At 67.3% G+C, this 23029-nt stretch carries 21 protein-coding genes and 2 pseudogenes; 10 read left to right on the top strand and 13 right to left on the bottom strand.

Translation table 11 applies throughout. The features are described 5' to 3' along the window. Positions 1 to 198 precede the first annotated feature (198 nt). Positions 199 to 811: pseudogene (locus ACOOF5_RS08440) on the top strand (DUF5131 family protein). A gap of 161 nt (positions 812 to 972) precedes the next feature. Here ACOOF5_RS08440 and ACOOF5_RS08445 read toward each other — a convergent pair. Then, positions 973 to 1347: a helix-turn-helix domain-containing protein gene (locus ACOOF5_RS08445; protein ID WP_420438105.1), complete on the bottom strand. Its 375-nt coding sequence runs from the start codon at positions 1345 to 1347 to the stop codon at positions 973 to 975. 191 nt (positions 1348 to 1538) lie between these two features. Between ACOOF5_RS08445 and ACOOF5_RS08450 the strand changes: the two genes are divergently transcribed. Then, positions 1539 to 2129, top strand: a complete 591-nt coding sequence (locus ACOOF5_RS08450) for an ArsR family transcriptional regulator (protein ID WP_420438107.1) — start codon at positions 1539 to 1541, stop codon at positions 2127 to 2129. Between the two features lie 280 nt (positions 2130 to 2409). Here ACOOF5_RS08450 and ACOOF5_RS08455 read toward each other — a convergent pair whose 3' ends face one another. The 3 genes and pseudogenes from ACOOF5_RS08455 to ACOOF5_RS08465 all read right to left on the bottom strand — a co-directional run bounded on the left by ACOOF5_RS08455 (position 2410) and on the right by ACOOF5_RS08465 (position 3066). After that, complete coding sequence (locus ACOOF5_RS08455; RefSeq protein WP_420438109.1) at positions 2410 to 2601, bottom strand: hypothetical protein; 192 nt, start codon at positions 2599 to 2601, stop codon at positions 2410 to 2412. A 134-nt stretch (positions 2602 to 2735) separates the two neighbouring features. Beyond that, positions 2736 to 2918: pseudogene (locus ACOOF5_RS08460) on the bottom strand (DUF1697 domain-containing protein); the annotation flags it as partial. Beyond that, the gene (locus tag ACOOF5_RS08465; protein ID WP_420438111.1) at positions 2893 to 3066 is read right to left on the bottom strand and encodes a hypothetical protein; all 174 of its coding nucleotides are present in this window, start codon (positions 3064 to 3066) and stop codon (positions 2893 to 2895) included. The pseudogene ACOOF5_RS08460 and the gene ACOOF5_RS08465, both read right to left, overlap by 26 nt. A 415-nt stretch (positions 3067 to 3481) precedes the next feature. Here ACOOF5_RS08465 and ACOOF5_RS08470 point away from each other — a divergent pair, with 415 nt between their 5' ends. Both ACOOF5_RS08470 and ACOOF5_RS08475 read left to right on the top strand, forming a co-directional pair. Further along, positions 3482 to 5209 carry an HNH endonuclease signature motif containing protein gene (locus ACOOF5_RS08470; RefSeq protein WP_420438113.1) on the top strand — a complete coding sequence of 576 codons (1728 nt, stop codon included), beginning with the start codon at positions 3482 to 3484 and terminating at the stop codon, positions 5207 to 5209. A 424-nt stretch (positions 5210 to 5633) separates the two neighbouring features. Next, a complete protein-coding gene (locus ACOOF5_RS08475) occupies positions 5634 to 6269 on the top strand; it encodes an MSMEG_1061 family FMN-dependent PPOX-type flavoprotein (RefSeq protein WP_420438115.1) in 636 nt (211 codons plus the stop codon). Between the two features lie 420 nt (positions 6270 to 6689). On the opposite strand, the gene ACOOF5_RS08480 is transcribed toward ACOOF5_RS08475, so the two are convergent. Beyond that, a complete protein-coding gene (locus tag ACOOF5_RS08480) occupies positions 6690 to 7133 on the bottom strand; it encodes a VOC family protein (RefSeq protein ID WP_420438117.1) in 444 nt (147 codons plus the stop codon). A 318-nt stretch (positions 7134 to 7451) separates the two neighbouring features. Between ACOOF5_RS08480 and ACOOF5_RS08485 the strand changes: the two genes are divergently transcribed. Then, entirely contained in the window at positions 7452 to 9014 is a 1563-nt protein-coding gene (locus tag ACOOF5_RS08485) for a DUF3179 domain-containing (seleno)protein (RefSeq protein WP_420438119.1), read from the top strand. Positions 9015 to 9052: 38 nt separating this feature from the next. Here the strand turns inward: ACOOF5_RS08485 and ACOOF5_RS08490 are convergent, their stop codons facing one another. Genes ACOOF5_RS08490 through ACOOF5_RS08500 form a run of 3 tightly spaced genes read right to left on the bottom strand, consistent with a single transcriptional unit; the run spans position 9053 to position 12317 of the window. Then, positions 9053 to 10732, bottom strand: a complete 1680-nt coding sequence (locus ACOOF5_RS08490; RefSeq protein WP_420438121.1) for an FAD-dependent monooxygenase — start codon at positions 10730 to 10732, stop codon at positions 9053 to 9055. Positions 10733 to 10781: 49 nt separating this feature from the next. After that, a complete protein-coding gene (locus tag ACOOF5_RS08495; protein WP_420438123.1) occupies positions 10782 to 11372 on the bottom strand; it encodes an NADPH-dependent FMN reductase in 591 nt (196 codons plus the stop codon). A 9-nt stretch (positions 11373 to 11381) separates the two neighbouring features. After that, positions 11382 to 12317 carry an alpha/beta fold hydrolase gene (locus tag ACOOF5_RS08500; protein WP_420438125.1) on the bottom strand — a complete coding sequence of 312 codons (936 nt, stop codon included), beginning with the start codon at positions 12315 to 12317 and terminating at the stop codon, positions 11382 to 11384. Between the two features lie 298 nt (positions 12318 to 12615). Here ACOOF5_RS08500 and ACOOF5_RS08505 point away from each other — a divergent pair, with 298 nt between their 5' ends. Next, the gene (locus ACOOF5_RS08505) at positions 12616 to 13020 is read left to right on the top strand and encodes a VOC family protein (RefSeq protein WP_420438127.1); all 405 of its coding nucleotides are present in this window, start codon (positions 12616 to 12618) and stop codon (positions 13018 to 13020) included. Between the two features lie 88 nt (positions 13021 to 13108). Here ACOOF5_RS08505 and ACOOF5_RS08510 read toward each other — a convergent pair whose 3' ends face one another. The 5 genes from ACOOF5_RS08510 to ACOOF5_RS08530 all read right to left on the bottom strand — a co-directional run bounded on the left by ACOOF5_RS08510 (position 13109) and on the right by ACOOF5_RS08530 (position 17715). Next, positions 13109 to 14002 (bottom strand): hypothetical protein, encoded by an 894-nt coding sequence (locus ACOOF5_RS08510; protein WP_420438129.1) that lies wholly within the window; start codon positions 14000 to 14002, stop codon positions 13109 to 13111. Next, on the bottom strand, positions 13986 to 14456 hold the full coding sequence (locus ACOOF5_RS08515) for an FxsA family protein (RefSeq protein WP_420438131.1): 471 nt from the start codon (positions 14454 to 14456) through the stop codon (positions 13986 to 13988). Before ACOOF5_RS08515 ends, ACOOF5_RS08510 begins: the two co-directional genes overlap by 17 nt. A 160-nt stretch (positions 14457 to 14616) precedes the next feature. Further along, positions 14617 to 14922 (bottom strand): putative quinol monooxygenase, encoded by a 306-nt coding sequence (locus ACOOF5_RS08520; protein ID WP_420438133.1) that lies wholly within the window; start codon positions 14920 to 14922, stop codon positions 14617 to 14619. Positions 14923 to 15047: 125 nt separating this feature from the next. Then, on the bottom strand, positions 15048 to 16475 hold the full coding sequence (locus ACOOF5_RS08525; protein ID WP_420438135.1) for an amidase: 1428 nt from the start codon (positions 16473 to 16475) through the stop codon (positions 15048 to 15050). Positions 16476 to 16584: 109 nt separating this feature from the next. After that, positions 16585 to 17715, bottom strand: coding sequence for a hypothetical protein (locus ACOOF5_RS08530; protein WP_420438137.1), 1131 nt, complete (start codon positions 17713 to 17715; stop codon positions 16585 to 16587). 128 nt (positions 17716 to 17843) lie between these two features. On the opposite strand from ACOOF5_RS08530, the gene ACOOF5_RS08535 reads away from it, so the two are divergent. From ACOOF5_RS08535 to ACOOF5_RS08550, 4 genes are all read left to right on the top strand, one after another. Then, positions 17844 to 18251 (top strand): hypothetical protein, encoded by a 408-nt coding sequence (locus ACOOF5_RS08535; protein WP_420438139.1) that lies wholly within the window; start codon positions 17844 to 17846, stop codon positions 18249 to 18251. Positions 18252 to 18262: 11 nt separating this feature from the next. Then, positions 18263 to 19453 (top strand): CaiB/BaiF CoA transferase family protein, encoded by a 1191-nt coding sequence (locus ACOOF5_RS08540; protein WP_420438141.1) that lies wholly within the window; start codon positions 18263 to 18265, stop codon positions 19451 to 19453. An 89-nt stretch (positions 19454 to 19542) separates the two neighbouring features. Beyond that, entirely contained in the window at positions 19543 to 20745 is a 1203-nt protein-coding gene (locus tag ACOOF5_RS08545) for an acyl-CoA dehydrogenase family protein (protein ID WP_420438143.1), read from the top strand. Positions 20746 to 21029: 284 nt separating this feature from the next. Beyond that, on the top strand, positions 21030 to 22892 hold the full coding sequence (locus tag ACOOF5_RS08550) for a hypothetical protein (RefSeq protein WP_420438145.1): 1863 nt from the start codon (positions 21030 to 21032) through the stop codon (positions 22890 to 22892). The last annotated feature ends 137 nt before the right edge of the window (positions 22893 to 23029 follow it).

The following is a 23029-nucleotide window of genomic DNA, read 5'->3' on the forward strand; positions in this document are numbered from 1 at the left end:
AGAGTTCTCACAGGTGTTGCTGGTCCGTAATTCGTTCGCGCGCCCCCCCACCAATACGCGCCAGCGTATTGGTGGGGGGGCAGCGAAGTCCGGAGGGGCCGCGCTTCGTGTCGTGCGCGATACACCGACGCCCGCGATCGGCGACGAGATTCCGAATCTGGCCCCGTCGCTGTCACAGCCCGTCCCTACGGTTGGAGCGTGGCTGACAAGGCGGCGATCGAGTGGACCGAGGCGACGTGGAACCCGACCACGGGTTGCGATCGGGTGTCGCCGGGTTGTGATCGCTGCCATGCGCAGACCCTGACCAAGAGGCTCAAGGCGATGGGGTCGCCGAAATACCAGAACGACGGCGATCCGTCGACGAGCGGGCCGGGCTTCAAGCTCACCTTGTAGCGGTCATCGCTTGATATGCCTCGACGCTGGAGCGCACCCCGCCTCGTGTTCGTGGACTCGATGAGCGATCTGTTCCATGACGATGTGCCGCCCGAGTTCATCGCGCAGGTCTTCGATGTCATCCGAGAGACGCCGCAGCACACCTACCAGGTGCTCACCAAGCGAGCGCAGCGACTCAGCTGGGTCGCGGGCGAGCTCGACTGGCCGCCGAACCTACCGATGGGCGTGAGCGTCGAGACCCGCCGGTACGCCTTCCGCATCGATCACCTGCGCAAGGTGACCGCAGCGGTGGGGGTTTGGGGGAGGCAGGACGCCCAAGGCCGGCGGCCGGGAACTCGAGGGCGCGCTGTGGGACGAGCTGCCGCTCGAGGCGGCTCGGTCGAACGGCGGACGTTGGGAACTGCTGGCTAGCGCCTAGGTGCGGCACGGCACCGCCCTTCCAGTGATGCCTTCGGTACGATGAGCGCACCCCACCGGGGCGCGTAACCCCGGTCCGACGGCCCCGACTTCGGTCGGGGCTGTTTAGCGTTTGGGGGTCGACCTCGTTCACATCAGGACCCGTTGCCCCTGCAACGTGATTCAGTCGGCCACGAGCTGCTGGACTCGTTGGTGGGACACGCCGAGCAGTCGAGCCGCATCCCGGCGTGAGACGCCGGCCTCGGTGAGCCGCAGCGCAGCGGCCCGCTGGCGAGCCAAGTAGATCTCGTGCGCTTCCAGCGCTTGGTCGCGCAGGCGCGCGAGTTCATCGATATCGACGTCCGCAACGCAGATGCGCTCGTCGATTTCCACGAAGGATTCGGGGATGTCGGCGGTGACGGCGATGGCCTCGCGGGCATTCGTCGCCGCTTCGTCGAGGTTCCGGCCGAAGGTGTGGATATCGGCCATGCCCTCGATGTCGATGAGCCAAGCGTCGTCACCCGGATCACGCCGGTAGGTCACGGTGTAGCTGGTCATCGTCTCAGCCATCCTTTCCCGAGGCACGGTTCGAGCTGGCGCGACGTGCACAACAGCTTGCCGCTCGTCTGTGTCAACCGCGCTAGACAGCGTCATTCTGTGCCAGGCCGGCGGCCGCTGCGTACTGCTTGCGCGTGCCGGTCGCTAGGTGCGGACAGAGATTCCGTATATAGGGATATAGTTTCCAAAATATGGGCAAGTCGGCTACGCCGAAGCTGCTGCCGCTGCTGCGATCGCGTCAGCAGGGCGAGATCTTGGCGCGGCTGCTCGGCGACCCTGAACTCGAAGCGAGCGTCACGGACATCGCAGCGATGCTGGGCGCACCGATCAGCTCGGTGCACCGCGAGATCGAGCGGGCACACGCGGCTGGCATCGTCACGAGTCGGAAAATCGGCAACGTCCGGCTCGTGCGGGCCGACACCGACAGTCCCTACTACGCGGGACTCGCCGACGTGCTGGTCAAGGCATTCGGCCCCCCGCAAGTGCTTGCGGAAGTGCTCGAAAATGTCGACGGCATCGAGGCTGCGTATATCTTCGGATCGTGGGCAGCCCGTTGGGCTGAAGTCGGGGGCAACCGTCCCGTCGCGGACATCGACGTCCTCGTGCTTGGCGCTCCGGATCGTGATCGGCTCTATGCAGCGCTTTCCGCCGCCGAAGAACGACTCGGACGTCCGGTCCAGGTAGCCGTGCGCCCGGCGGACTGGATTGCCAACGGCACCGACAGCTTCCACGCAACCGTCGTCAGCCGGCCTCTGGTTCAGATCGATCTCGGTCAGGGCTGAACGGCTCCAAGGCATCTTCTTCGCCGACCCTGCGCGAGCCCTCCAGAGCAGCCTCGGCGAGTGAGATCGCCCACCGCGCGTCCTCGCCTGTCAGTGGCGGCGTGTCAGCGTCGTAGTACCGGGCAGCGTGCCGATTCCGGCAGAGCCTCTCATACGTCGGCTTCGCAAACTGGGGGATCGAATCCACAAATTGCGACGAGACAGCGTCTTCAACAGCAATATGAGAGCCCTCCCCGGACATCGGCCGCAGACACTGGCGCAGCAACAGTGATTCGGCCGCCTACCGGTATGCGTCGTACGCAAGGGACAACGCGCCTGCGATGTCGTCGATTTCGAGCACAGCGATCGCCGCGCCGAGCCTCCTTTCAGCTTGACCGAGCACCCAGGCACCCGCTTGTTGTCGGCCTTCAACGGCAACCCGCTCGAGTCGTCCCGCTTCGATGAGGCAGGCGATGGTGCTTCGGCCTTGCATCTCGCCGACCGTAGCGACACGCCTGACGAACAGAGCCAGAGATTTCGCGATGGTCGGCGTGGGGCATTCGGGGGGTTGCGTACGTTTGCGGCATCGTCGGGCAGGTCGGCTGTGGGCTCGGACGCGAGCTCGGCAGTGACGATGATGTTGCCGCTCTGGAGGATCGTGGCGGGGTCGGCGTAGCCGACCTCTGCCAGCTTGGGGCGAAGCTCGGCCATGGGCACCCGGTTGTGTCCGCCGACGTTGATGCCCCGGGGGAGAACGACACAGCGGATGGTTATGGTCGCCGGCTCAGCCGGACTCGCGGGCGAGACGATCGAGAATCCGGCGGTTGCGCTTCATGGAGGCGGCGAGGCGTTCTTGGAATGAGTCGTTGGCGTGACAGGCGGCATGGGCGTGTCCTTCGTCGGCGCGGCAGCGCACGCGGGCGTGTCCTTCGTCGGCGTTGCAGGTCGCTGGGGCCATGCGAGAACGGTAGGGCAGCGGCGGGTTCGAGACTGCCCGATTTCCGGCCGCGGTGCAGCTCGGGTAGCGACACGCTGAATTGTGGTTCCGCCATGGCTGTGCGGCTGCCCGACCGGTCGGAGTGTCCCATGTTCCGTGTAAGCGGGCCGGTCGGTGCGCGCCAGCAGCCCGCAAACCAACCCGACAGATCAAGGCACCGACGCCCGTCGCACCCAGAGTCAGACCAGCTCATCGAGACACCGAACGCATCCTCCCGAGCCGGAACCCGGCCCGAACTGCTGACCCCAAGATCATGACTGTCACACCCCTTTTCTACGTTGGCCGATATGAGTTTGCGGCCGTCACTTCGTCCGACCGGGGTTCGGAGATGGGTTGTGGTGAACGAATGTCACACCCCTCTTCTAAGGTCGCTGTCATGAACTCCGCCTCACGCCCGTCGGAAGTCGGCAGCCGGGGGACCCCGCGCCGCCCCGCCGTGAGTGGTGCCTGCCTGGTGGAGTTGCGCGCACGGCTGGTACGGCGCTGCAAGGACGACTCTGGCGACGGCAATGTCGTTCGGCGAGCAGTCGAATCCGCGGTGGGGTCGGTCGCGGGTGCGGGTCCATTGGTCGATGCGAAGGCGGTTCGATCCGCCCACGACGAAGACTTGGTGTGGTGTGCGCAGTCGGTGCAACGGGCCATCAACATGCTTGAGGGAGCGCGCAGCTCGCTGGCCGCTGAAGTAGTTCGACGTCAATTGCATGCACGCCGCGGGGAGGCCTCAGGGGCAGAGACGCTGGTCAATGCAACGGCGGTGGGCGGCGCGTTGGCGCGCCGGATCGAACGCGAGGCTCAGGCCCTGGGCGCCCACCCTCCCGTGGCCGAATCGCTGGGGCGGGGTGAGATCACCTCAGATCAGGCGGCGGTGGTAGCCGCGGCAGATGTACCCGACGACGTGCGGAGCGATCTGTGCAAACAGGCGAGGAACCAGACAGCAGATCAGACGCGGCAGACAGTGCGTAGTGCGGAAGCAGCGTGGCGGCGCGAGAGCGAAGCGCAACGGCATGCGCGCCAGCGCGCAGCGAGGTCGGCGTCGATGTGGATCTACCCGAACGACGGCATGTGGCACCTGCGGGCCAAGTTCGATGCGTTGACGGGGGACGCGATCAACCGCCTCTTGATCAGCGCCATCGAACGGAACTGGCGCAGTGACAAGGACTTGCCCGAATCGAAGCGGCGCAGCGTGCAACAGCGCGCTGCCGACGCGCTCGCATGGCTGCTCACCTCGGCCGGCGTCCCAGGCGCGGGAGTTGCGGGCGGAGACGGTGCGACTCCCAGCGGCGCCCTGCATGCCGGCGCGATGCCGCGGGTTGGTGCGGCGGACGGTGGCGCCCTGCATGCCGATGCGATGCCGCGGGTTGGTGCGGCGGACGGTGGCGCCCTGCATGCCGGCGCGACGCCGTGGGATGCTGCGGCGGCCGATGGTGCTCCCGGCGCGGGGCGTGCGTCCCGTGGTGCTTCCGGTGCGGGGTCTGCAGCTCGTGATGCTGGAGGCGTTGTCGGCGAGGGCTTGAGAGACGACGGCTGGGTTGTTCCGAGTCCGACACAGATGATCGTGCTTACGACCCTGGACAATCTGCGTGGTGCTTCGGCGGGCAGGCAGCCTGATGCTGGCTGCACGGGCGCAGCCTCGATTCCGGTGCGCGATCTCTTGGCAGTTCCCGGCGCCGTGGCAACCACCGAGACCGGCACCGTGCTTGGCGTGGCTGACGCGCGCAAGATCGCCTGTGACACTCGTGTCATCCCCGTGGTGATGAGTGGTCTCGGCGAAGTGCTTGATGTCGGGCGGGCCACTCGCACCATCCCGCCGGCGATCCGCCGAGCACTGATTGCCCGCGATCAAGGCTGCGTTTGGCCCGGCTGCGACCGGGCCCCGATCCACTGCGACGGGCATCACATTCAGCACTGGCTCGACGACGGCCCGACGAGCCTGGTCAACCTGGCCCTGTTGTGTCACAGCCACCATCACCGCTTGCACAAGTACAACTTGATGCTGCATCCCCCGCAGGGTCCGGCCCCGCCCGGCGAGGGGTGGACGGTCACGCCGGCCCCACCGCGCAAAGCCCGTACGCCAGCTACGGACCGCGTCCGGCAGAACTGCTGATCAGATTCGTCAAGCGGACGCGACATGCAGAACCGCTGCGAAGACTGATGACAGGGCGCCGAGGACGGAAGCGAGAAATCGACGTGTGGAACCAGCGGGCGGCAAGTGTGGCCGGGAACCGACGCGACGGAAGCGAGAAATCGACGTGTGGAACCAGCGGGCGGCAAGTGTGGTCGGGAACCGACGCTGCGGAAGCGAGAAATCGACGTTTGGAACCAGCGGGCGGCAAGTGTGGTCGGGAACCGACGCTGCGGAAGCGAGAAATCGACGTGTGGAACCAGCGGGCGGCAAGTGTGGTCGGGAACCGACGCTGCGGAAGCGAGAAATCGACGTGTGGAACCAGCGGGCGGCAAGTGTGCTTGGGAACCGACGCGACGGAGGCGAAACGACGAGACTCAAGCGACGGAGTTCAAGAGAGGGATCCATGGACAGACAAGTCAGTCAGATCAGTGACACGACTGCACTGCGGGAGATCTATCGCCAGCCGTCCAAGCTGGTTGCCAACAAGAACGTGTCGGCGATCGATGCTGAGTCGGCCCGGTTCTTGGCGCTCTCGCCGCTGTGCGTGCTGGCGACCCATGGACCGGGTGGGACTGACGCCTCGCCCCGCGGCGGGCCTGCCGGATTCGCCCGTGTGCTCGATGACGGTGCACAGTTGGCCTTCGGCGACCTTGCCGGCAACAACCGTCTCGATTCGTACACGAACTTCCTGGACAATCCCCAGGTCGGCTTGATCTTCTTCGCGCCCGGCAGCGACCACACCGTGCGGGTGAACGGCACTGCCTCGCTCACGACCGACCCCGACATCTGCGCTGCAGCGACTGTGGGGGATCGGGTGCCCAAGACGGCCGTGGTCGTCGATGTCGACGAGTGCTTCCTGCACTGTGGCAAGGCTTTGATTCGCGCCAATATCTGGGACACCTCCACGTGGCCCGAGAGCGAGGTGCCCACCGCGGGGGAGATCCTCGCCTCCCAGCACGAGCTACGGGCCGAGCCCGAGGAAATCGACCAGAACCTCGAAGCGGGCTATGAAGCCACGCTGTGGTCCGACGCGGGTTGAACCCCGACGCAAGTTGAGCCCGGAGGCGGGTTGAGCCCGGAGGCGGGTGCTCCCACGCGGCTTGAGCTCCTACGCGGCTTGAGTTCCGACGCGGCTTGAGTTCCGACGCGGCTTGAGTTCCGAGGCGGGTGCTCCCACGCGGGTTGATCGCGGAACCTCCCTCGCCGGCGCACTGAGGACTCGAGCCAGTCGGCACAGATGCCAGAGCTGGGTAGGCGGCAGCAGACTCGGCGACGTTGCGACCGGTTCCCTATCGGATGCACGGCGATGCGTCTCTGACGCCGTCCAAGGGATGCGGTGCGGTGCAGATCTCTCGCCTGCCGGATCGCCGGTCGCAGAGGCTCATGCCGCCTCCACAGCGGGCGTACCTACCCGCGCGGTTCCGCAGCCCGGTCCATTCAGATGCCCTCGGCGAACGGTCTATGGCGCGTGGATGTAGCCGACAGCGGGATCGTAGGGGTGGGTCGGGGGGCCCTTGAGCTCGACTGTGTTGCCGTCGGGGTCCTTGATGTACATCGAGGGCCCGCGTCCGTCGGCGCCCCAGTTGTTGTACAGGCGGCCGGCCTCGACGCCGTGGCCGGTGAGATACCGGCGCAGTTCGTCCTCGTCGAAGGGCTCGATCCGGACGCAGAAGTGATCGACGTTGTGTGCCGTCGGACTCGGCGGCGGGCCGCCCTGTAGGCCGAGCACACCCGCGACATCGACGAGGTCGATGATGGAATCGCCGGCTCGCATCTGATACAGGCCGATCTCGGCGTTGACATGCTCGACGCCACAGCCCAACACTGAGCCATAGAAGTCCATGCTCCGCTCGACGTCGGAGACCCGCAGCACGATGTGATCCAGCGACGTCAATCGGAACATCGGGCAACCTCCCGGGGTGTCCCGGCCGTCAGTGCCGATGCTGTCGACGGCGCCAGTATCCCCCATGGGCGAGCGTACCGAGGGCGGGCTAGCCGGTTCGATGGAGCACCGTAGGATCGCCGCAAAGGACTGCGTCTACGCCGTCCACGAAAGCGCCTGCGCCATGAAGAACGACTAGGGGGCGGTTCGCACGTCGCCGGACTCTGGTTACTGGCGCCCACCGGCGCAACCGGACGCCCTGCGCTACGTGGAAGGCGCGTGGCAGAGCGCGTCAGCGGGTGAGGCAACGTGCGGCGTGCGGCGTCATAAGGTGGCGTCGTGCAGTCCCGGGTCGGCGCCCTGCTGATCGGGACCGCGCTGCTGGCAGCCGCCTGCGCCGCCACCGAGACGACTGCGCCGACGTCGGCCCCTGCTTCAGAGTCAGGAACGGCTGAGTCGGCGGGCGGTCAGACGGCGGCCCGGGCACAGGATGCTCCCGATGATTCCCCCGCGGCGACGGCACAACCCGACGCTGCCGGCACGACGACGGCCCCCGATACCGATTCCGACGCTGTCGTCCGAGATCCACGCGACACCGGGAAGCTGCGCAACTTCCTCGGCTACACGTTCCCTCCCGCACCTGAGGTGCCGACCGGCCCGCTGCAACGCACCGTGCTCAACGACCTCAACATGATCTGGTCCGGTTTGCAGCGGGGCGGCATCGACGGCGACGCCGTCGCCCAACTGGGCCGAACGGACGACCCGAGACTCGCCTGGATCGTCGCCGATTTGCTCAGGTTCGTCCCTCCCGGCGAACTCACCGAAGGGGCCGTCTCGGCCTTCCAGTCGCTGACCGGCGTCAGGCTGTTCGACGACCCCGTGGCCCGCCGCAGCCCATGGCAATCGGTGACCGATCACCTGCTCGCCTGGGATCTGCCCGTCTTCGAGGGCTACCCCGAGTACAAGCAGCGGCTGTTCACGCTGGTCGAGCCCGGCTGGCAGCCGTTCTTCGACGACACCGACTCCGACATCGACTGGCGCATCGTGAGCTGGGGCGGGGTGCTGATCGACAACCGAGAGCTCGGCGACCCCCGCCCGTGCCCCCAAGGCTGCATCCCCGCCCTCGACAACCCCGGCGTCACCGATGCCGATGGCGGCTCGTGGTACCCAGACGACGGCATCGTGTTCGCCGTCGTGCTCGGCGGCGAAGCCCGGGCATACCCCCGCCACATCATGGAAATCCACGAGATGATCAACGACACCCTCGGGGGCCAACGCATCGGCATGCCGTACTGCACGCTGTGCGGTGCCGCCCAGGCGTACCTGACCGCCGAAGTGCCCGACGGTGTGACCACCCCGGTGCTGCGGACTTCGGGCTTGCTCTCACGGTCGAACAAGGTCATGTACGACCTCGTCACCAAGTCGGTGTTCAACACCTTCACGGGCAGGGCCATCTCGGGCCCGCTGCGCGAGCGAGGCGTCGTGCTGCCCCAGACCACCGTGGTCACCACCACCTGGGGCGAGTGGAAGGCCGCCCATCCCGACACGACGATCATCGCCTCCGATGGCGGGATCGGGCGCAGCTACCCGTTCAACCCGCTGGGCGGGCGGGACGACAACGGGCCGATCTTCCCGGTCGGCGATGTCGACGAGCGACTCAGCGTCCAAGACCAGGTCTTCGGCGTCGTGCTCGACGACGGCAGCCCGGTCGCCTTCGGGGTCGAAGCTGCCAGGGCCGAACTCGAGGCAGGCGGGACCGTCGAGCTCGCCGGTGTCACGCTGCAGCTCGACGGCGGCGGGGTGCGTGCCGTCGACGCGGACGGCAATCGGGTCGAAGGCCACCAGTCGTTCTGGTTCGCCTGGAGCCAGTTCATGGCAGACACGCTCCTGTGGGAGCCCTAGCTCCCGGTCCAGTCTGAGCTGGTTCGGTCGGCGCTTGGCTAAGCCTGCTTGAGCAGCGTGTTGAGCGCCGCTATCGCTGAAGTGGCCGTTGCGTGCAGATCTCGCCAGGCGACGTGGCCGTCCGGCCGCACCAGCACGGCTCCATTGCGGTCGATGCCGTAGACATCAGCGATCCGTCCGCCCGGATCGTGGAGATCGACACCGAGCCGCAGCAACCGCAGTGCCGGGTGTCCGCTGCGGCCGACGTCTTCAGCCACGAGCTCGGCGTCAGCCACAGTGCCGGTCTCAACGGTCCCGGGCTCGTTCTCAGTGTCGGCCTCGGCGTCGACGTCAGGCCCGCACAGCAGAACGAAGTGCGTGTCGAAGAGATCCAGCGTCGACGTCGCCCCGTCGATCCAGACATGGGGAGCACGGTGACCCGGCCGGGCGATCGGCGAATAGACCGACACCGGGTCATCCACCTGCGGAGGCTCAGTCCCATCAGGAATGAGGCACCCCTCGTCGTATTGCAGCCCCAGATCCATGCCGAGCCAGCTCCCGTATTGCGTCGAAGCCCCGAGGGCCTCGCGCTTCTGCTCGACGGTCGCCGTGCCCGATTCGACCAGCCGCCGGATCCGCCCGACACTGCGGGAGTTCTCACGGGACCGATCTGCGTTGTACTGCGCGACGGGCGCCCGTTCGATTCCATAGGTATCGAGCAGCGCAGCGCCACCGTGACCCCCCGCCACCGCGGCGAGCTTCCACGCCAGGTTGTGGGCGTCCTGGATTGCCGTGTTCATGCCGAATCCGCCAGTCGGCGGGAGCTGGTGAGCCGCATCGCCGACCAGGAACACCTGCCCGTCGGAGAACCTCTCAGCCACCATCGAGGACATCACCCACGGGATGACATCGGTGACCCGAAGGTCAAAGCCGTCAGGAAGCTCCGGCCCGATCGACCGCCGGATCCACTCCGTTGCCGTGTCGACGTCGAAGTCTTCCGGCCGGTGCATCGACGGGTCGTAGTTGAGCTGGCACAGCCACCGATCGTTGACATCGATCTTCTGGAAGACATTCCGCGCCGGGTTGGTGGTCCAGTACAAGGCAGCGGGACGATGATCGGTCCACGGTCCGAGGTCGGCGTAGAACTGGCAGTTGATCATCGTCCCGAAGCTGGCGATGCCAGCCATGTCAATGTCGAGGCTGCGTCGCACTCTCGATGCAGCCCCGTCGGCACCCACCAGCCAGCGAGCCGTGAGGTGCCGGGTGCCCGATGGGCCGCGCACATCAACTGTCACCTGCTCGCCGTCTTGAGCGACATCGACGAATTCGGTGTCCCAATAGATCTGCACTTCGCTCATGCCACCGAGGTGGCGGAGCAGGATCTCCTCGATCCGGTCCTGCGAGGTCAGCAGCCACGGCGCCGGCGAGAGCTCCACACCGTCTACAACCGGCTGGACGTTGGTCGTCACCCGGCCGATCTCATCGCCCGCCAAGGTCTCGCAGTACACGAATTGCTCGGTCCACCGCAGCGGCAGGCTCACCTCCACCATCTCGTCGAGCACCCCCCACTGGCGCATCAGCTCGGCGGTGCGCACGTTGATCGACCGGGCCCGAGGATGGGGATTCACGCCACTGCGACGCTCCACGACGATGGTCTCCAGCCCCATGCGCCCGAGCAGGATCGCCATCGACAGTCCCGCCGGCCCCGCACCCGCGATGAGAACAGCGGCGTCAGTCATGAGCGCTCGGCGGCTTGGGCATAGTGCACCGTACCGACGACGCGGCGCCTTACGAATCAGGGTTGTCGGCGCATCCGGTCAACACTCCCGCCAGCGTGGCGAGGGCCTCACGCAGCTGTACATCGAGGTCGGGATCGGTCAGCCTGTCCGCCTCGGTGTCGAAGTTCTCGCCGAATCGTGGAACAGCGAGGCTGGCGAGCACCTCGTTGCCGAAGTACCCGGCCAGATGACCCGCAGTCCGCAGCACGAATCCGCCCCCGCCGCCGCCCGGCGACGTGGACAGCATCACGATCGGCTTGTCGTGGTACACCCGCATGTCGATCCGTGACGCCCAGTCGAAGACGTTCTTGTACGCGACGGTGTACGAGCCGTTGTGCTCAGCGAACGAGATCAGCAGCGCATCCGCCGCACCGAGCAGGTTGTAGAAGTCGTGCGCCGGCTGCGGGATGCCGTCAGCGTTCTGCCGATCGATGCTGTAGATCGGCATCTCGAAGTCGTTCAGGTCGAGTGAGCTGATCTCCAGCGCGCCGGCCGGCACGCCCTCGATCTGCCCGTCGGCAAGGAGCCCGACGGCGTAGTCCACGAGCTGCCGGTTGATCGAATGGCTGGCGTTGGAGGCGGCAAAGGCCAAGAGCTTCATGGTGTCGTCTCACTCATGTGGGCCGGCGTGAGCAGTGTGGCTGATGATCGCGTCAATCAGCATCGGCCACCGCGGTTCGGGCAGATCGTGGCCCATGTCGCCCACCAGCAGCAGGTCGGCGCTGGGTACCAGCTCGGCGGTGCGCTCCCCGCCGTTCGGCTGGATCAGCGTGTCGTCCCGGCCATGGATCACCAGCGTCGGCACCGCCAGCCGGCGAAGCGCATCGGCCCGCGGCGGCGAGCAGCGCACGGCCGCCATCTGCCGGGGGAGGCCCTCGGGGTAGTACATGCGGTCGTAGGAAGCGGCCACCATCTCGGCAGCCCGATCGGGATCGAAGTAGCGCCGGCTCGAGCTGACCTTGCGGAAGGCCACGCTGGCGGCGATGTACCCCTCGCGGTCGGCCGGCGGCGGTGTCATCAGTGCCGCCATGGCTTCGGGCGTGGCCTCGAAGTAGCCAGGCTCGCCGGTCGTGGACATGATCGACGTCATCGACAGCACCCGGTCGGGATGGTCGATGGCCATCTGCTGCACGATCATCCCGCCCATCGACATGCCGGCAATGTGCGCCGCTCCGACGCCTAGGTGGTCAAGCAGCCCCACGGCATCATCGGCGAAGTCGGACAGCGTGTACGGCACAGGCGGCATGGGCTCGCCAGCGGCCGCAGCCTTGACGGCGGCCTTGCTCACTGCGGCGAGATCCACCTCGATCCCGTCCAGGTGCGTTGACAGGCCCACATCACGATTGTCGAAGCTCACGACGAACCGCCCCCGTTCGGCGAGCTGTTCCCGGAAGCCGGGATGCCACCCGATGATTTGCGAGGAGTACCCGTTCACCAGCAGCAGCGCCGGGTCGGCGGGGTCGCCGTGGGTCTCGTAGTAGAGCCGGATTTCTGCCGAGTCGCTGCGCTGGCTCGAATCGAACGTGTTGACGATCGCAATGGACATGGTGGTCTCCTGCTCGCTGCCGGGACGACGGCGAATCTCAGCATCCGACTGGAGTGCTCAGCTCGGGAAGCCGGTTCCAACGGCGAGCAGTCTGCCGCAGCTGCGCCGACGGCCCACTGGCGCAGCCGTTGGCACAGCTGTGCTCTTCGGCACGGCACAGCAGGCCAACGCTCGGGGGCGACTGACGCAACGCCGTGTTTCGGCCGGTCGGCGTCACCAGCTTGCCGCAGGCAGTTGGTGCAGCTGGTTTGCAAGACCGGGCAGACAGAACGTCGCAGGGTGCCGTAACGTTCGGACCATGCGGCGCATGCACATCGGTTTGCAGGTCGACGACCTCGGCGAGTCGGTCGAGTTCTACACCCGGCTCTTCGGCTGCGAACCCACGCTGCGGCGCCCCGACTACGCCAAGTGGATGCTCGAGGACCCCCAGGTCAACTTCTCGCTGGACACCCACGGCGACGGACCACCCGGCTCGGCCCACTACGGCATCCAGGTGGAGACGCACGACGAACTCACCGACCTGCGCTCCCATATCGACTCAGCGGAGTTGCCTCGTTCCGACCAGAACGACTTGGTGTGCGGCTACCAGCTCCAGCACAAGTCCTGGGTGACCGATCCCAACGGCTTGTGGTGGGAGGCGTTCTTCACCGAAGGCGTGGTGGACGAGAGCTACGGCACCGCCGAGATGCCGGACTGCGCCTGACCGCTACAGGAACACCGGCTGCGCCCGTGAGCCGGACTGCGCCTGACCGCTACAGGTACACCGGCTGCGCCCGTGAGCCGGACCTTCGCTAGTTGCAGATGCCCTGGGCGTTGACGCCTCGTTCGATGTAGCACATCATGGTGCCCTCAACGTTGCGCAGCGTGAACGTTCCGTCGCTGTTGCGGGTCGCGAATATGTGCAGCCGGAATCCACGGATCGAGTCGTCAGGCTGACCGACGACATCCATCGTGACCTCGCTGAGCTCGCCCACGGTCGGCTCACCCGAGATCCTCACCCGCGACTCGGGCTCATCGGATGCGACAGCACCTGCGACGGTCCGACCCAAGGCTGCCAAGTTGGCGGCGCTGGGCGTCTCGCCGAGGCGTCCCGCGATCTCGGTTGTCGCGTCGACGGTGGCACCCAACGGGGTCACGTACTCGCCGCTGACCCAGCCGACAACGCCGGCTGCGTGCACTTCGTGCCAGGACACCCCGGTGACCACTTGGATCGTGCCAGTCGGAACGACTCCGGTGTCCGTCGAGTCGAGCTTGGCGACGATCTGGCCTCCCGGCTCATCGCGCACGTTCAGCGTGCTGTCGTAGCCGATGCCCACGACAGCAAAGATCAAGCGTTGCGCTGCGCCGTCTTCGACCTCGACCTCGGGGACTGTTGTGGCGGTAACGATCTGCTGGTCGGCCGCCGTTGTGGGCGTGGGCGGCAGTGTCTGGACCGTGCCGATGGTCGTGGTGGGCATCGGGGCTGGCGTCGTCGCCAAGGGTGCCGAAGTAGTGGCGGTGGCTTCAGGCGCATCGCCCTCATCGTCGCTGTCGGAGTCGCCGACGGCAACCACCAGCGCTGCGATCGCTACCGCGAGTGCCAGCAGCGCAATGCCGAGGGGAAGTCGATCCTTCAGCGCTATCAGGCCCTCGTTTGGCGGAGGTCCCATGCCAGGGGGTTCTGGAAAGTCAGTCGGTCCGGTCATCGGTGTCCTTCGTGAAGCTCTCGGCGTCGAGGGGGGCGCCGAAGCGACGAGGACCGCCAGGACCGCCCTGTGCACCCGACCAGCCAGCGATGTCGACTCGCTTGGCGTAACGGCGCACGAGTATCGAGCGTACGGCTTTGCGGGTCGGCGGGAAGAGCATCGCAAGCCCGACGGCATCGGTCAGAAAGCCGGGCGTCAGCATGAATGCTCCGGCGAGCAGGATCAGCAGTCCGTCGACGAGCTCGTTGCCGGGGATCTCGCCTTGAGACAAGCGAGTGCGGATCTGATTCAGCACGCCGAGCCCCGAGCGCCGCACCATCCAAGCTCCCACGACCGACACCACCACCAGCAGCAAGATGGTCTGCCCAGCGCCCAGCCCGCCCGCCACCTGCACGATGACGAACAGCTCCACCAGCGGCACCGAGAGGAGCAACAGAATCAGCACCGCCAGCACGCCGCCCACCCTATGGCCGCCCGGCGGGTGCGCTCTGTCGCGCCTCGTCGCAGTCTGGCCATGAGGATCTGACCTGGGCCTCTCGCCGCCTGCCGGCGAAGAAGGCAACGACCCAGCTGCATCCCGCGTCGGCGACGGCGGGATATCTCAGGTGAGGGATCTAGAGATCCAGACCGATTGCAGCGATCGGCGCGGTCATCTGCATCTGCGGGGGCGAACCCATCAGCGGGCCGAACGCAGCCATCGCCTCCTGCATGGCAGGCGTCTGGCCGTGGTGTTGCATCGACTCGGCGTCGTTCATCAAGGCGAAGAACCAGAACTGGTTTCCCTCGCCGCGGTGGTACGAGTAGATCTCCACGCCGGGCTCGTCCTTGGCCGCTTCGACCATCGAAGCCAGCACGGCTTCCATCTCGTCGGCCTTGCCGTCTTGGCACGTGAAACTGCCGATCACCGTCGCCTTGCCCATGGTCGTCGCTCCTTGGTGGTATTCGCTGCGGCGGCGTCGAGATGCGCTGAGCACCGAGCCGCGGCTGCATGCCTACCACGAACAGTGCAGGCTGCCCGCGGGCGTCAGCGACAGCGAGGTACGTCTCAGCCGCCGGCCCACAGCGGCGGATTCGGCATCGCCCCCCGGGCAGCCTCATACGCGGCCGCCAAGCTCAGCGACCGCGTCTCGTCGCCGCCACGGCACATGAACTGGATCGACGTCGGCAGGCCGCCCGGCGATCCGGTTGCCAATCCGGGCCCCGACACGCCCGACGGCACCGTCGTCGAGCACAACGCCAAGAAGTTGGCCGCACGGGTGAACAGTGCCGGGGTGTTCGTCTCGTCGGCCTCGTCCACCGGCATCGGCAGCATCGGCGTGGTCGGTGTCACCATCGCGTCGAAGCCCTCGAAGGCCGCCGCAAACTCGGCCAGATCTGTGCGTCGCCGCAACATCGCTTCGATGTAGGCGCTCGCCGAAATCCCCGCCCCCGGCAGCACCCTCGCCCTCACCCGCTCGTCCACCTTGGAACTCGGATCCTCCATGAGCTCGCCGTAGTAGTGGTACGACTCAGCGGTCACGATCAGGAAGCGGGTGTTCTTCATCTCCTCAAACGACGTCGGCGGGTCGAACACTGCCAACTCGGCACCGAGTCCAGCCAGCACCTCGAGCGCGGCGTCGTAAGCAGCGAGCTGGTCAGCCTCCACACCTGCACGCTCGGCATCGCTCAAGCACCCGATGCGCCGCCCGCCCAGGCCGCCGTCCGCAGCCGCCCGCAGCGCCCCATACCGACCGGCCCCTGCCAGCCAGTCCCGCTCAACCTCGGCGGGCGGCGTGCCCAACATGGCATCGAACATCAGCGCGGCGTCGAGCACCGAGCGAGCCAGCGGCCCAGGCGTGTCCAGCGTGTGCGACAGGGGAACGATCCCGTCGATCGGCAGCAGGCCCTCGGTGGTCTTCAGCCCGACGATCCCGCACAGCGCCGCCGGCAGCCGCACCGAGCCGCCTGTATCAGTTCCCACTGCGCACGGCGCCATGCCCGCCGCCACCGCCGCGCCCGACCCCGACGACGAGCCGCCCGGTGTGCGCGCCACGTCAGCATCCCACGGATTCCACGGCGTGCCCATGTGCTGGTTGGTGCCCCAGCCGCCCATGGCGAACTCGACCGTCTTGGTCTTGCCCAGCAGGATCCCGCCGGCCTCCAGCAGCCGCCGAGCAACCGTGCCCGTCATCGGCGAAATCCGGTCGGCCCACGCAGCAGATCCCGCCGTGGTCACCCGACCCTCGACGTCCACGATGTCCTTGAGTGCGAACGGCACCCCCCAGAACGGCCCCACCGGCTCGCCCGCCGCCAGGTCCAGCGCAACCTCGGCAGCCTCGGCCGCCGCTCGGGCCTCGTCCCCATAGACCGCCTGCCAAGCGCCGACGCGCCCGTCCAGCGAGGCGATCGCCGCCAAGCACTCCTGCGTGGCCTCGACCGGAGACCGTGATCCATCCCGGTAGCCCGCCGCCAGCTCAGCAATCGTCGCCGTCACGCTTCCCCCGCTCGCCGCCCAACCGATTCGCAACGAGCAGTCTCGCGCCCCGCTGCGGAGGCCGCGCGATCAATCCCGGACGATCAGCAGGGCGTCAGTAGAACCAAGCTCAGGCTCGGAAGCTCCCGCGGCGCCCTCCGGGATTCTCGTGCGGTCCGTAGTAACCGAAGCTCCAGCCCGGCGTGTGCTCCCACTCGATGCGGCCGACGTCGCTCGCGTAGCGCTGAGTCGCAGCGATCAAAGCGTCCTCGGCGGCGTAGTCGAACGGGTCCTGAAGCCGAACCGCCACATCCTCGTTGGCGGGCAGATTCTCCGCCTGCCAGCGCACCGTGCGTCGCAGCCCTTCTTCGGGGTGCACGTGGTCGCGGTAGCCGAGCTGCTGGCGGATCTTCTCAGTGCTGAGGATGCGATGCGTCGACGAGTGATTGTGGAGGAACGGCCCGGCAGTCGCCGCCAGGTCCCACGGCACCGAGACGAGCTCGAATGGATTGCCGAGCTCATCGCCGACGATCTGCGCGATCTGCGCATAGGTGAACTGCAGATCGTCGCCCACGTTGTAGATCTCGCCCGCCGAGGTGTCGATGTGATCCACCGCCAGCAGCACCGCCGACGTGGCGTTCTCAACAAACGCCGACGTCATCACCGTGAGGCCGCCGTCGGGCACGATGATCTGTTGCCGGCCGTCCAGAGCCCGCTTGACGAGTGTCCACTCACGGGGCAGCACCTGGTTGGGTCCGTAGATGTAGGGGTACCGGAAGTGGGTGGCGTCGGGGTGCAGCGAGAACGTCAGCTCCTCTGACTGGGCGATCTTGAGCGGCTTGGGCCCCGAGCGCTCGTCACTGATCAGCCTGTCGCTCTCGTGGGTGGGTACGGGCATGCCTTCGGGAAACTCGATGGCAGGCTCGGAGAACCCGCTGTAGATGGGCACGCCGCCGATCGAGAACAACCGTGGTGTCCGGCCTTTGAGCACTTGAACAATCGCCCGCAGCCGGCCGTACATGGCGAATACGACGTCGAAGGTGCGGCCCTCGATCGAAGACCGGAACGCGTCGGGGTCAAACGGATCAGTGTGGATGTGCTCGAGGTGCGCAGGAATGGTGTCGACCTCGTGGCGTCCCGTGTGCAGGATCGTCACGGTGTGACCGCGGTCAACGAGACCGTTCACGATGTGGGGCCCGGTCGGACCGGTCCCGCCGATGACCAAGATGTCCATGCCTGCTCCCACGTCGCCTGCTCCCACGTCGCACCGTCAGGCCCGGCGCTCGTCTTCGCTGGCCGTCAATGCCTGATCGTCAATGTAGGTCGGGCCACACAGCGACGATGGGTTAGCGTTGCTTCTTGTAGGCCCCGTCGAGAAGGAGCCGTGCGATGGCTGACGAACCCGGCAAGTTCGAGCGCCTCCAGATGCGAGGGCTCACCTTATTGTGGGGTCTGTTGCTCGTCGGTGGCGTGACTCTCATGTTCGCCCTGACGCAATGGGGCCTGCTCGACGACGTGTCCAGGACCGATGCAGGGGTCCTCGCTGCGGGCGCCGCCAACGGCATGGGTGTCGTTGCCTTCGGTGGATGGAACGCCATCGGCATCGTCGCCATCGGCGGGACGAACGCCATCGGGATCGTCTCGATCGGCGGTCTCAACAGCATCGGCGTCATCTCATTCGGCGGGCTGAACGCCGTCGGTCTCATTTCTTTCGGGGGTCTGAACGCCGTCGGCACTCGAAGCGTCCGGTTCTTTGCGTGGTCGCCTGTGCGAACACGCGGCGGCAAGCCCGCCTGAGCCGACACGGTGTGACCGGCCCGACAGCAGCGGGGCCCCTCGCAGGCATCCGCGTCGTCGAGATAGCGACCTTCATTGCCGCTCCCGGCGGCACCCACCTGCTGGCCTCTCAAGGCGCCGAGGTCATCAAGGTGGAGGACACGGTCGTCGGCGACCCGTTGCGCATGTTCGGGTCGAGTCGGGGCGGCATGTCGGGCTGGTTCGCCAACCTCAACGCCGGTAAGCGATCGCTGTGCATGGACATCGCCTCCGAAGCGGGCCGTGAGGCCATGGCTGATCTGCTGGCGACTGCCGATGTGTTCGTGCAGGCGTACCGCCCCGGTGTAGCTGATCGGCTCGGCATCGGCGAAGCCGATGTGCGCAAGCGCAACCCGAGCATCATCTACGTGTCGATCAGCGGCTTCGGCCGCGACGGGCCGTATTCGAACCGGCCTGCCTACGATGCCGTCATCCAGGCTTGGACCGGGATCGCCGCCGTGCAGGGCGGCGACGACGAACCGCAGTTCGTGAGGAGCTTCGTTCCCGACAAGGTCACCTCGCTCACCTGGACCCAGGCGGTGTGTGCGGCGCTGTTCAATCGGGAGCGATCCGGTGTGGGCGAGCATGTCGAGCTGTCCCTGCTGGACGCCGCAGTCAGCTTCATGTGGCCCGACTCGATGATGGAGCAGGTCGTGCTGGCCGACGACGCCGACCACCGGCCCAACCCGCTGTACGGCTACAAGCTGCTGCGCTGCCGGGACGGCCATGTGGCGGTCATGCCGCTCACTGACGGGCAATGGAAGGGCGTGGCCGATGCGTTCGACCGGCCCGACCTGCTGACCGACCCTCGCTTCGCTGAAGGAGGGTCGAGGGCCGCTCACTTCAGCGAGATGCTCGACGCTCTCGGCGAGGTGGTGGCTGATGTGGCCCGCGACGACATTGTCGAGCGGCTCATCGCTGCCGACGTGCCTGTTGCGCCGGCGCTGCGGCCCGACGAGGTCGCGAACGACGTCCAGGTTCAGCACACGGGGGTGATCCGCGAGGTCGACCACCCCATCGTCGGTCGGATCCGCCAGAACCGCCCCGCAGCGCTCTTCGCCGCCGGCACGCCCGAGCTGCGTCCCGCCGTCGAGCGCGGCGCCGACACCGACGCGATTCTTGCCGAGCTCGGCATGACGCCAGACAGCATCGCTGAACTCCGCACCGCCGGAATAGTGAAGTAGGGCCGGCGATTCCACCAGAGCGAGCCAACGAGGCGACCCAGGCAGTCGTTATGGGAAGTCGTCATGCGAAGTGCAGTAGGAATGGTGAGATGACGGCTGATGAAGTGACGGGTTCGAATGGCTCGAACGGGTCCGACAGCTCGGGCCGAGACCTGCGCATCGACGAGCGCACCGGTGCCGTGCTGGCCGACCACGCAGCTTGGAACGAAGAGCACCGTCGTCTCGCCGACGGGGCGCTGGGGGCACTGCGCGACTCAGGCGCGCTGCGCCTGCTCGTGCCCGAGCGAGCCGGGGGCGACGAACGGGAATTCGCCGACATGGTCGCCAATGTGCGCGAGGCCGCCCTCTACGACGGCGCCGCGGCGTGGGTGCTGATGGTGCTCGTTGGGCACAGCTGGATGTTGGGCTCGATGACCGAGGAATTGCAGGACGAGGTTTACGGGGCAGATCCCGACACCATCGTGCCCGGCTCGCTGGCCCCGGCCGGCTGTGCAACCGAGTGCGACGGCGGCTGGCTCATCGACGGACGCTGGCCGTTTACCAGCGGCGCGATCTGGGGCGAGTGGTTCCTGCTCGGCTCCCAAGTGGTCGCACCGGGCGAGCGCCCCCGTCTGCTGCACGTGGTCATCCCCCGCGACGACATCGCTGTCGACGACAACTGGCATCCGATCGGCCTGCGTGGCACCGGCTCGTGCGACGTGGTCGCGGAGCAGGCCTTCGTGCCGACGTACCGCATGATCGACTCGGGCGAGCTGCTCGGCGGCCGCTCGCCGTGGTCAAGCCGGCACCGCACCAGCGTCTACCGCACGCCGATCTTGCCCGGGCTGGCCGTGCATGTCGCAGCGACCACGCTCGGGCTCGCTAGGGCCGGCCTCGACGATGCCGCCGAGCGTTTCGGCGTGCAGGACGATCGATACCTGGGGTCGTCGAAGTCCAAGCGCCCAGGCCTGCACATGCGCCTGGCGGCGGCCAACACCGAGGTGCGTTCGGCCGAACTGCTAATCGACGACACCCTCGGGCTGTTGCGCCAAGCCGCCGAGGGCGCCGATTCCAAAGAGCTGCGAGCCCAGGCGAAGTATCAGGGCAGCTACGCCATCGAGCTATGCCGTCGGGCGCTCGACCGCGTCACCACCGCCGCTGGCGGGCGAGCCGTGTTCGACGGCAGCCGCCTGCAGCAGGCATTCCGCGACGCGACCATGGCCAGTCAGCACCAAGTCGCCGATCTCGACACGATCGGCGAGGCCTACGGCCGCACCCGCCTCGGCATGGACCCCGGCCCCCACCCCCTGTAGGCCGACTACGGCGGCGACATCGACGGCGCGGCGAACCTCGTGCTGACCTGCGCCGCATGCAACGGCCGCAAAGTCGGACGAACCCCCGCCGAATGGGCCGCCGACACGCTCGACGCTGACCGCTGACGGCTCACCGTCGACGGCTGCCCGTGGCCGTGAACGTCGGCCCGCGCCCGACGGCCGAGGCGCTGGCGGCTGCTCGCAGCGCCTTCAGCGCACCGCTGCCGACGAGCGCGCTCGCGCCATGAGCGCCGCGGGCCGTCCCTTTCTCTACTGTCGGGGCGATGGCTGATCTGTCGGTTTTGGGGTTCACAGCGACGCGTCGGGTGTTGTTGTTGGCGGTGGCGGTGTGGGCGGCGGCGACTCTGGCCGCTGTGCCGCCCGCCGTAGCCCAGACCGGCAGCAGCGCGTTCGTGGCGGGCTCCCAGCCGTGGACAGCCTCGCAGTGCGACAGCTCCGACGCGGCGGTGGTGGCCGCGTCCGACGCCGCAGCCCAGTCCGACCTCTACAGCGCCGTCACCCTGGCCGGCATCCTGGGTACCGACTGCGTAGTGCTCGCAGGCGACCGCGGCGACCCACGGCTGCCCGCCGCCCAGCAGGCACGCCTCGACGCGGCAGGCTTCTACATCTATGTCGTCGGCGGCGAATCGGCGGTGCCTGACGTCAAGCTCGCCGGCTACGACATCGCCGTGCGCATCGCCGGAACGGACCGGTGGCGCACCGCCGCGAGAGTCGGCGCTGCCGCAGCTCTGATCGCCGAGGACGGCTGGTACCGCGCCCTGCTGCCCGACCTGGCCACCGCCGTGCCCGAAGCCGGCTGGCCCGCCCCGCCGTGGCGCACCGACTGCACCGCCAAGCCCGCAGTCGTCGCCGCTTCCGACGCCGCAGCCCAGTCGGACCTCTACAGCGCCGTCACCCTCGCCGGCGCGCTGGGCACCGACTGCGTAGTGCTCGCAGGCAACCGCAGCGACACTGGGCTGCCCGCCGCCCAAAAAGCACGCCTCGACACAGCGGCCGCAGTGTTCGTCGTCGGCGGCCTCAAAGCAGTCCCCGCCGCGAAGCTCGCCGGCAAAGACATCGCAGCCCGCATCGCCGGAGCCGACCGCTGGCACACAGCCGCCGACGTCGGCGACCGCGCCGGCAGCCTCATAGCCACAGCAGCCCGCAGCAGCGTCCGGATCGCCCCGCCGGCCACCACAGCCACCGGCCGCACCCCCGAGGAACGCGTCACCCACATACAGGACTGGTTCGCCCAGATCGGCCTCGGCGAACCCGTCCCGGTCACCTTCTCATCGGGCGCATGCGGAGGCTTCGCGGCGGCGTGCGCCGTCGGCGACACCATCCACTACACCGACTCGCCCGCACAGCTCCAGGGCGACCTGCTCGCACACGAATACACCCACGTCTACCAGCACGCCACAGACAACCTCCACAACTTCCCGGAGTGGGTCGTCGAAGGCTTCGCCGAATACATCGCCCACAAATACTCACCCGGCGACGCCCGCGGCGAACGCGAGCTGTGCGGTAATCCGCTCGGCGAGAACAACGACCTCTCACGCATGGGACCCGGCCAATTCTCACAATCGGTGTACCGTGCCGGCGAACTCGCCTTCACCGAACTCGCCGACCAACACGGCTGGGCCGCAATCACCGACTACTGGACCACCCCCGGCACCCACCAACAACGCTTCCAAACAGCCTTCGGCACCACCCCAGAACGCTTCGAACGCGACTTCCACCAAAACGCCTGCCGCACTCCTTTTGTCCTGTCCCTCGGCTACAACGATGTAACGCTCCCCGTGCACGTCGGTATTTTCAACCCGACGGTGGACTGGGATGGCCATGCCTCCTACCCCATCGACGCCATTCGGCTCACACCAACCATCGTGTGGGACACCTTCGAGATTGGTTACCGGGAGCCTCCCAACACGCCTCGCACGGTTCGCACGATTCCAGCCAACAACGGTGCCGTCGTGGCCGGCTCGGCGGCTGCGGCCGAAGCGCTGAAGGCATGCGGCTATCGCAGGCTGCGAATCGAAATCAAGATCTTCGGCGAATGGCACCCGACTGTGATCGCCCTCCCGGGCGGTCGGCTGGAGGACTACGGCGACAAGGTCTACGATCCGGAGGTCTGCTTCACCGACTGACATCTGCCTGACCGTGACATCACCGCCGCCCGGAACGCTGGCACTTGCACGGGCGGCCGCTGAGCGCGTTCGGCCGTGGGGTGAGGTCGCAGGACGGCTGCGCGCCCGTTGGTTGCATTGCTGCGACCGTTGGTTGT

It is taken from the genome of Candidatus Poriferisodalis sp. (genome assembly GCF_965214215.1).
Lineage (GTDB): Bacteria > Actinomycetota > Acidimicrobiia > Acidimicrobiales > Poriferisodalaceae > Poriferisodalis.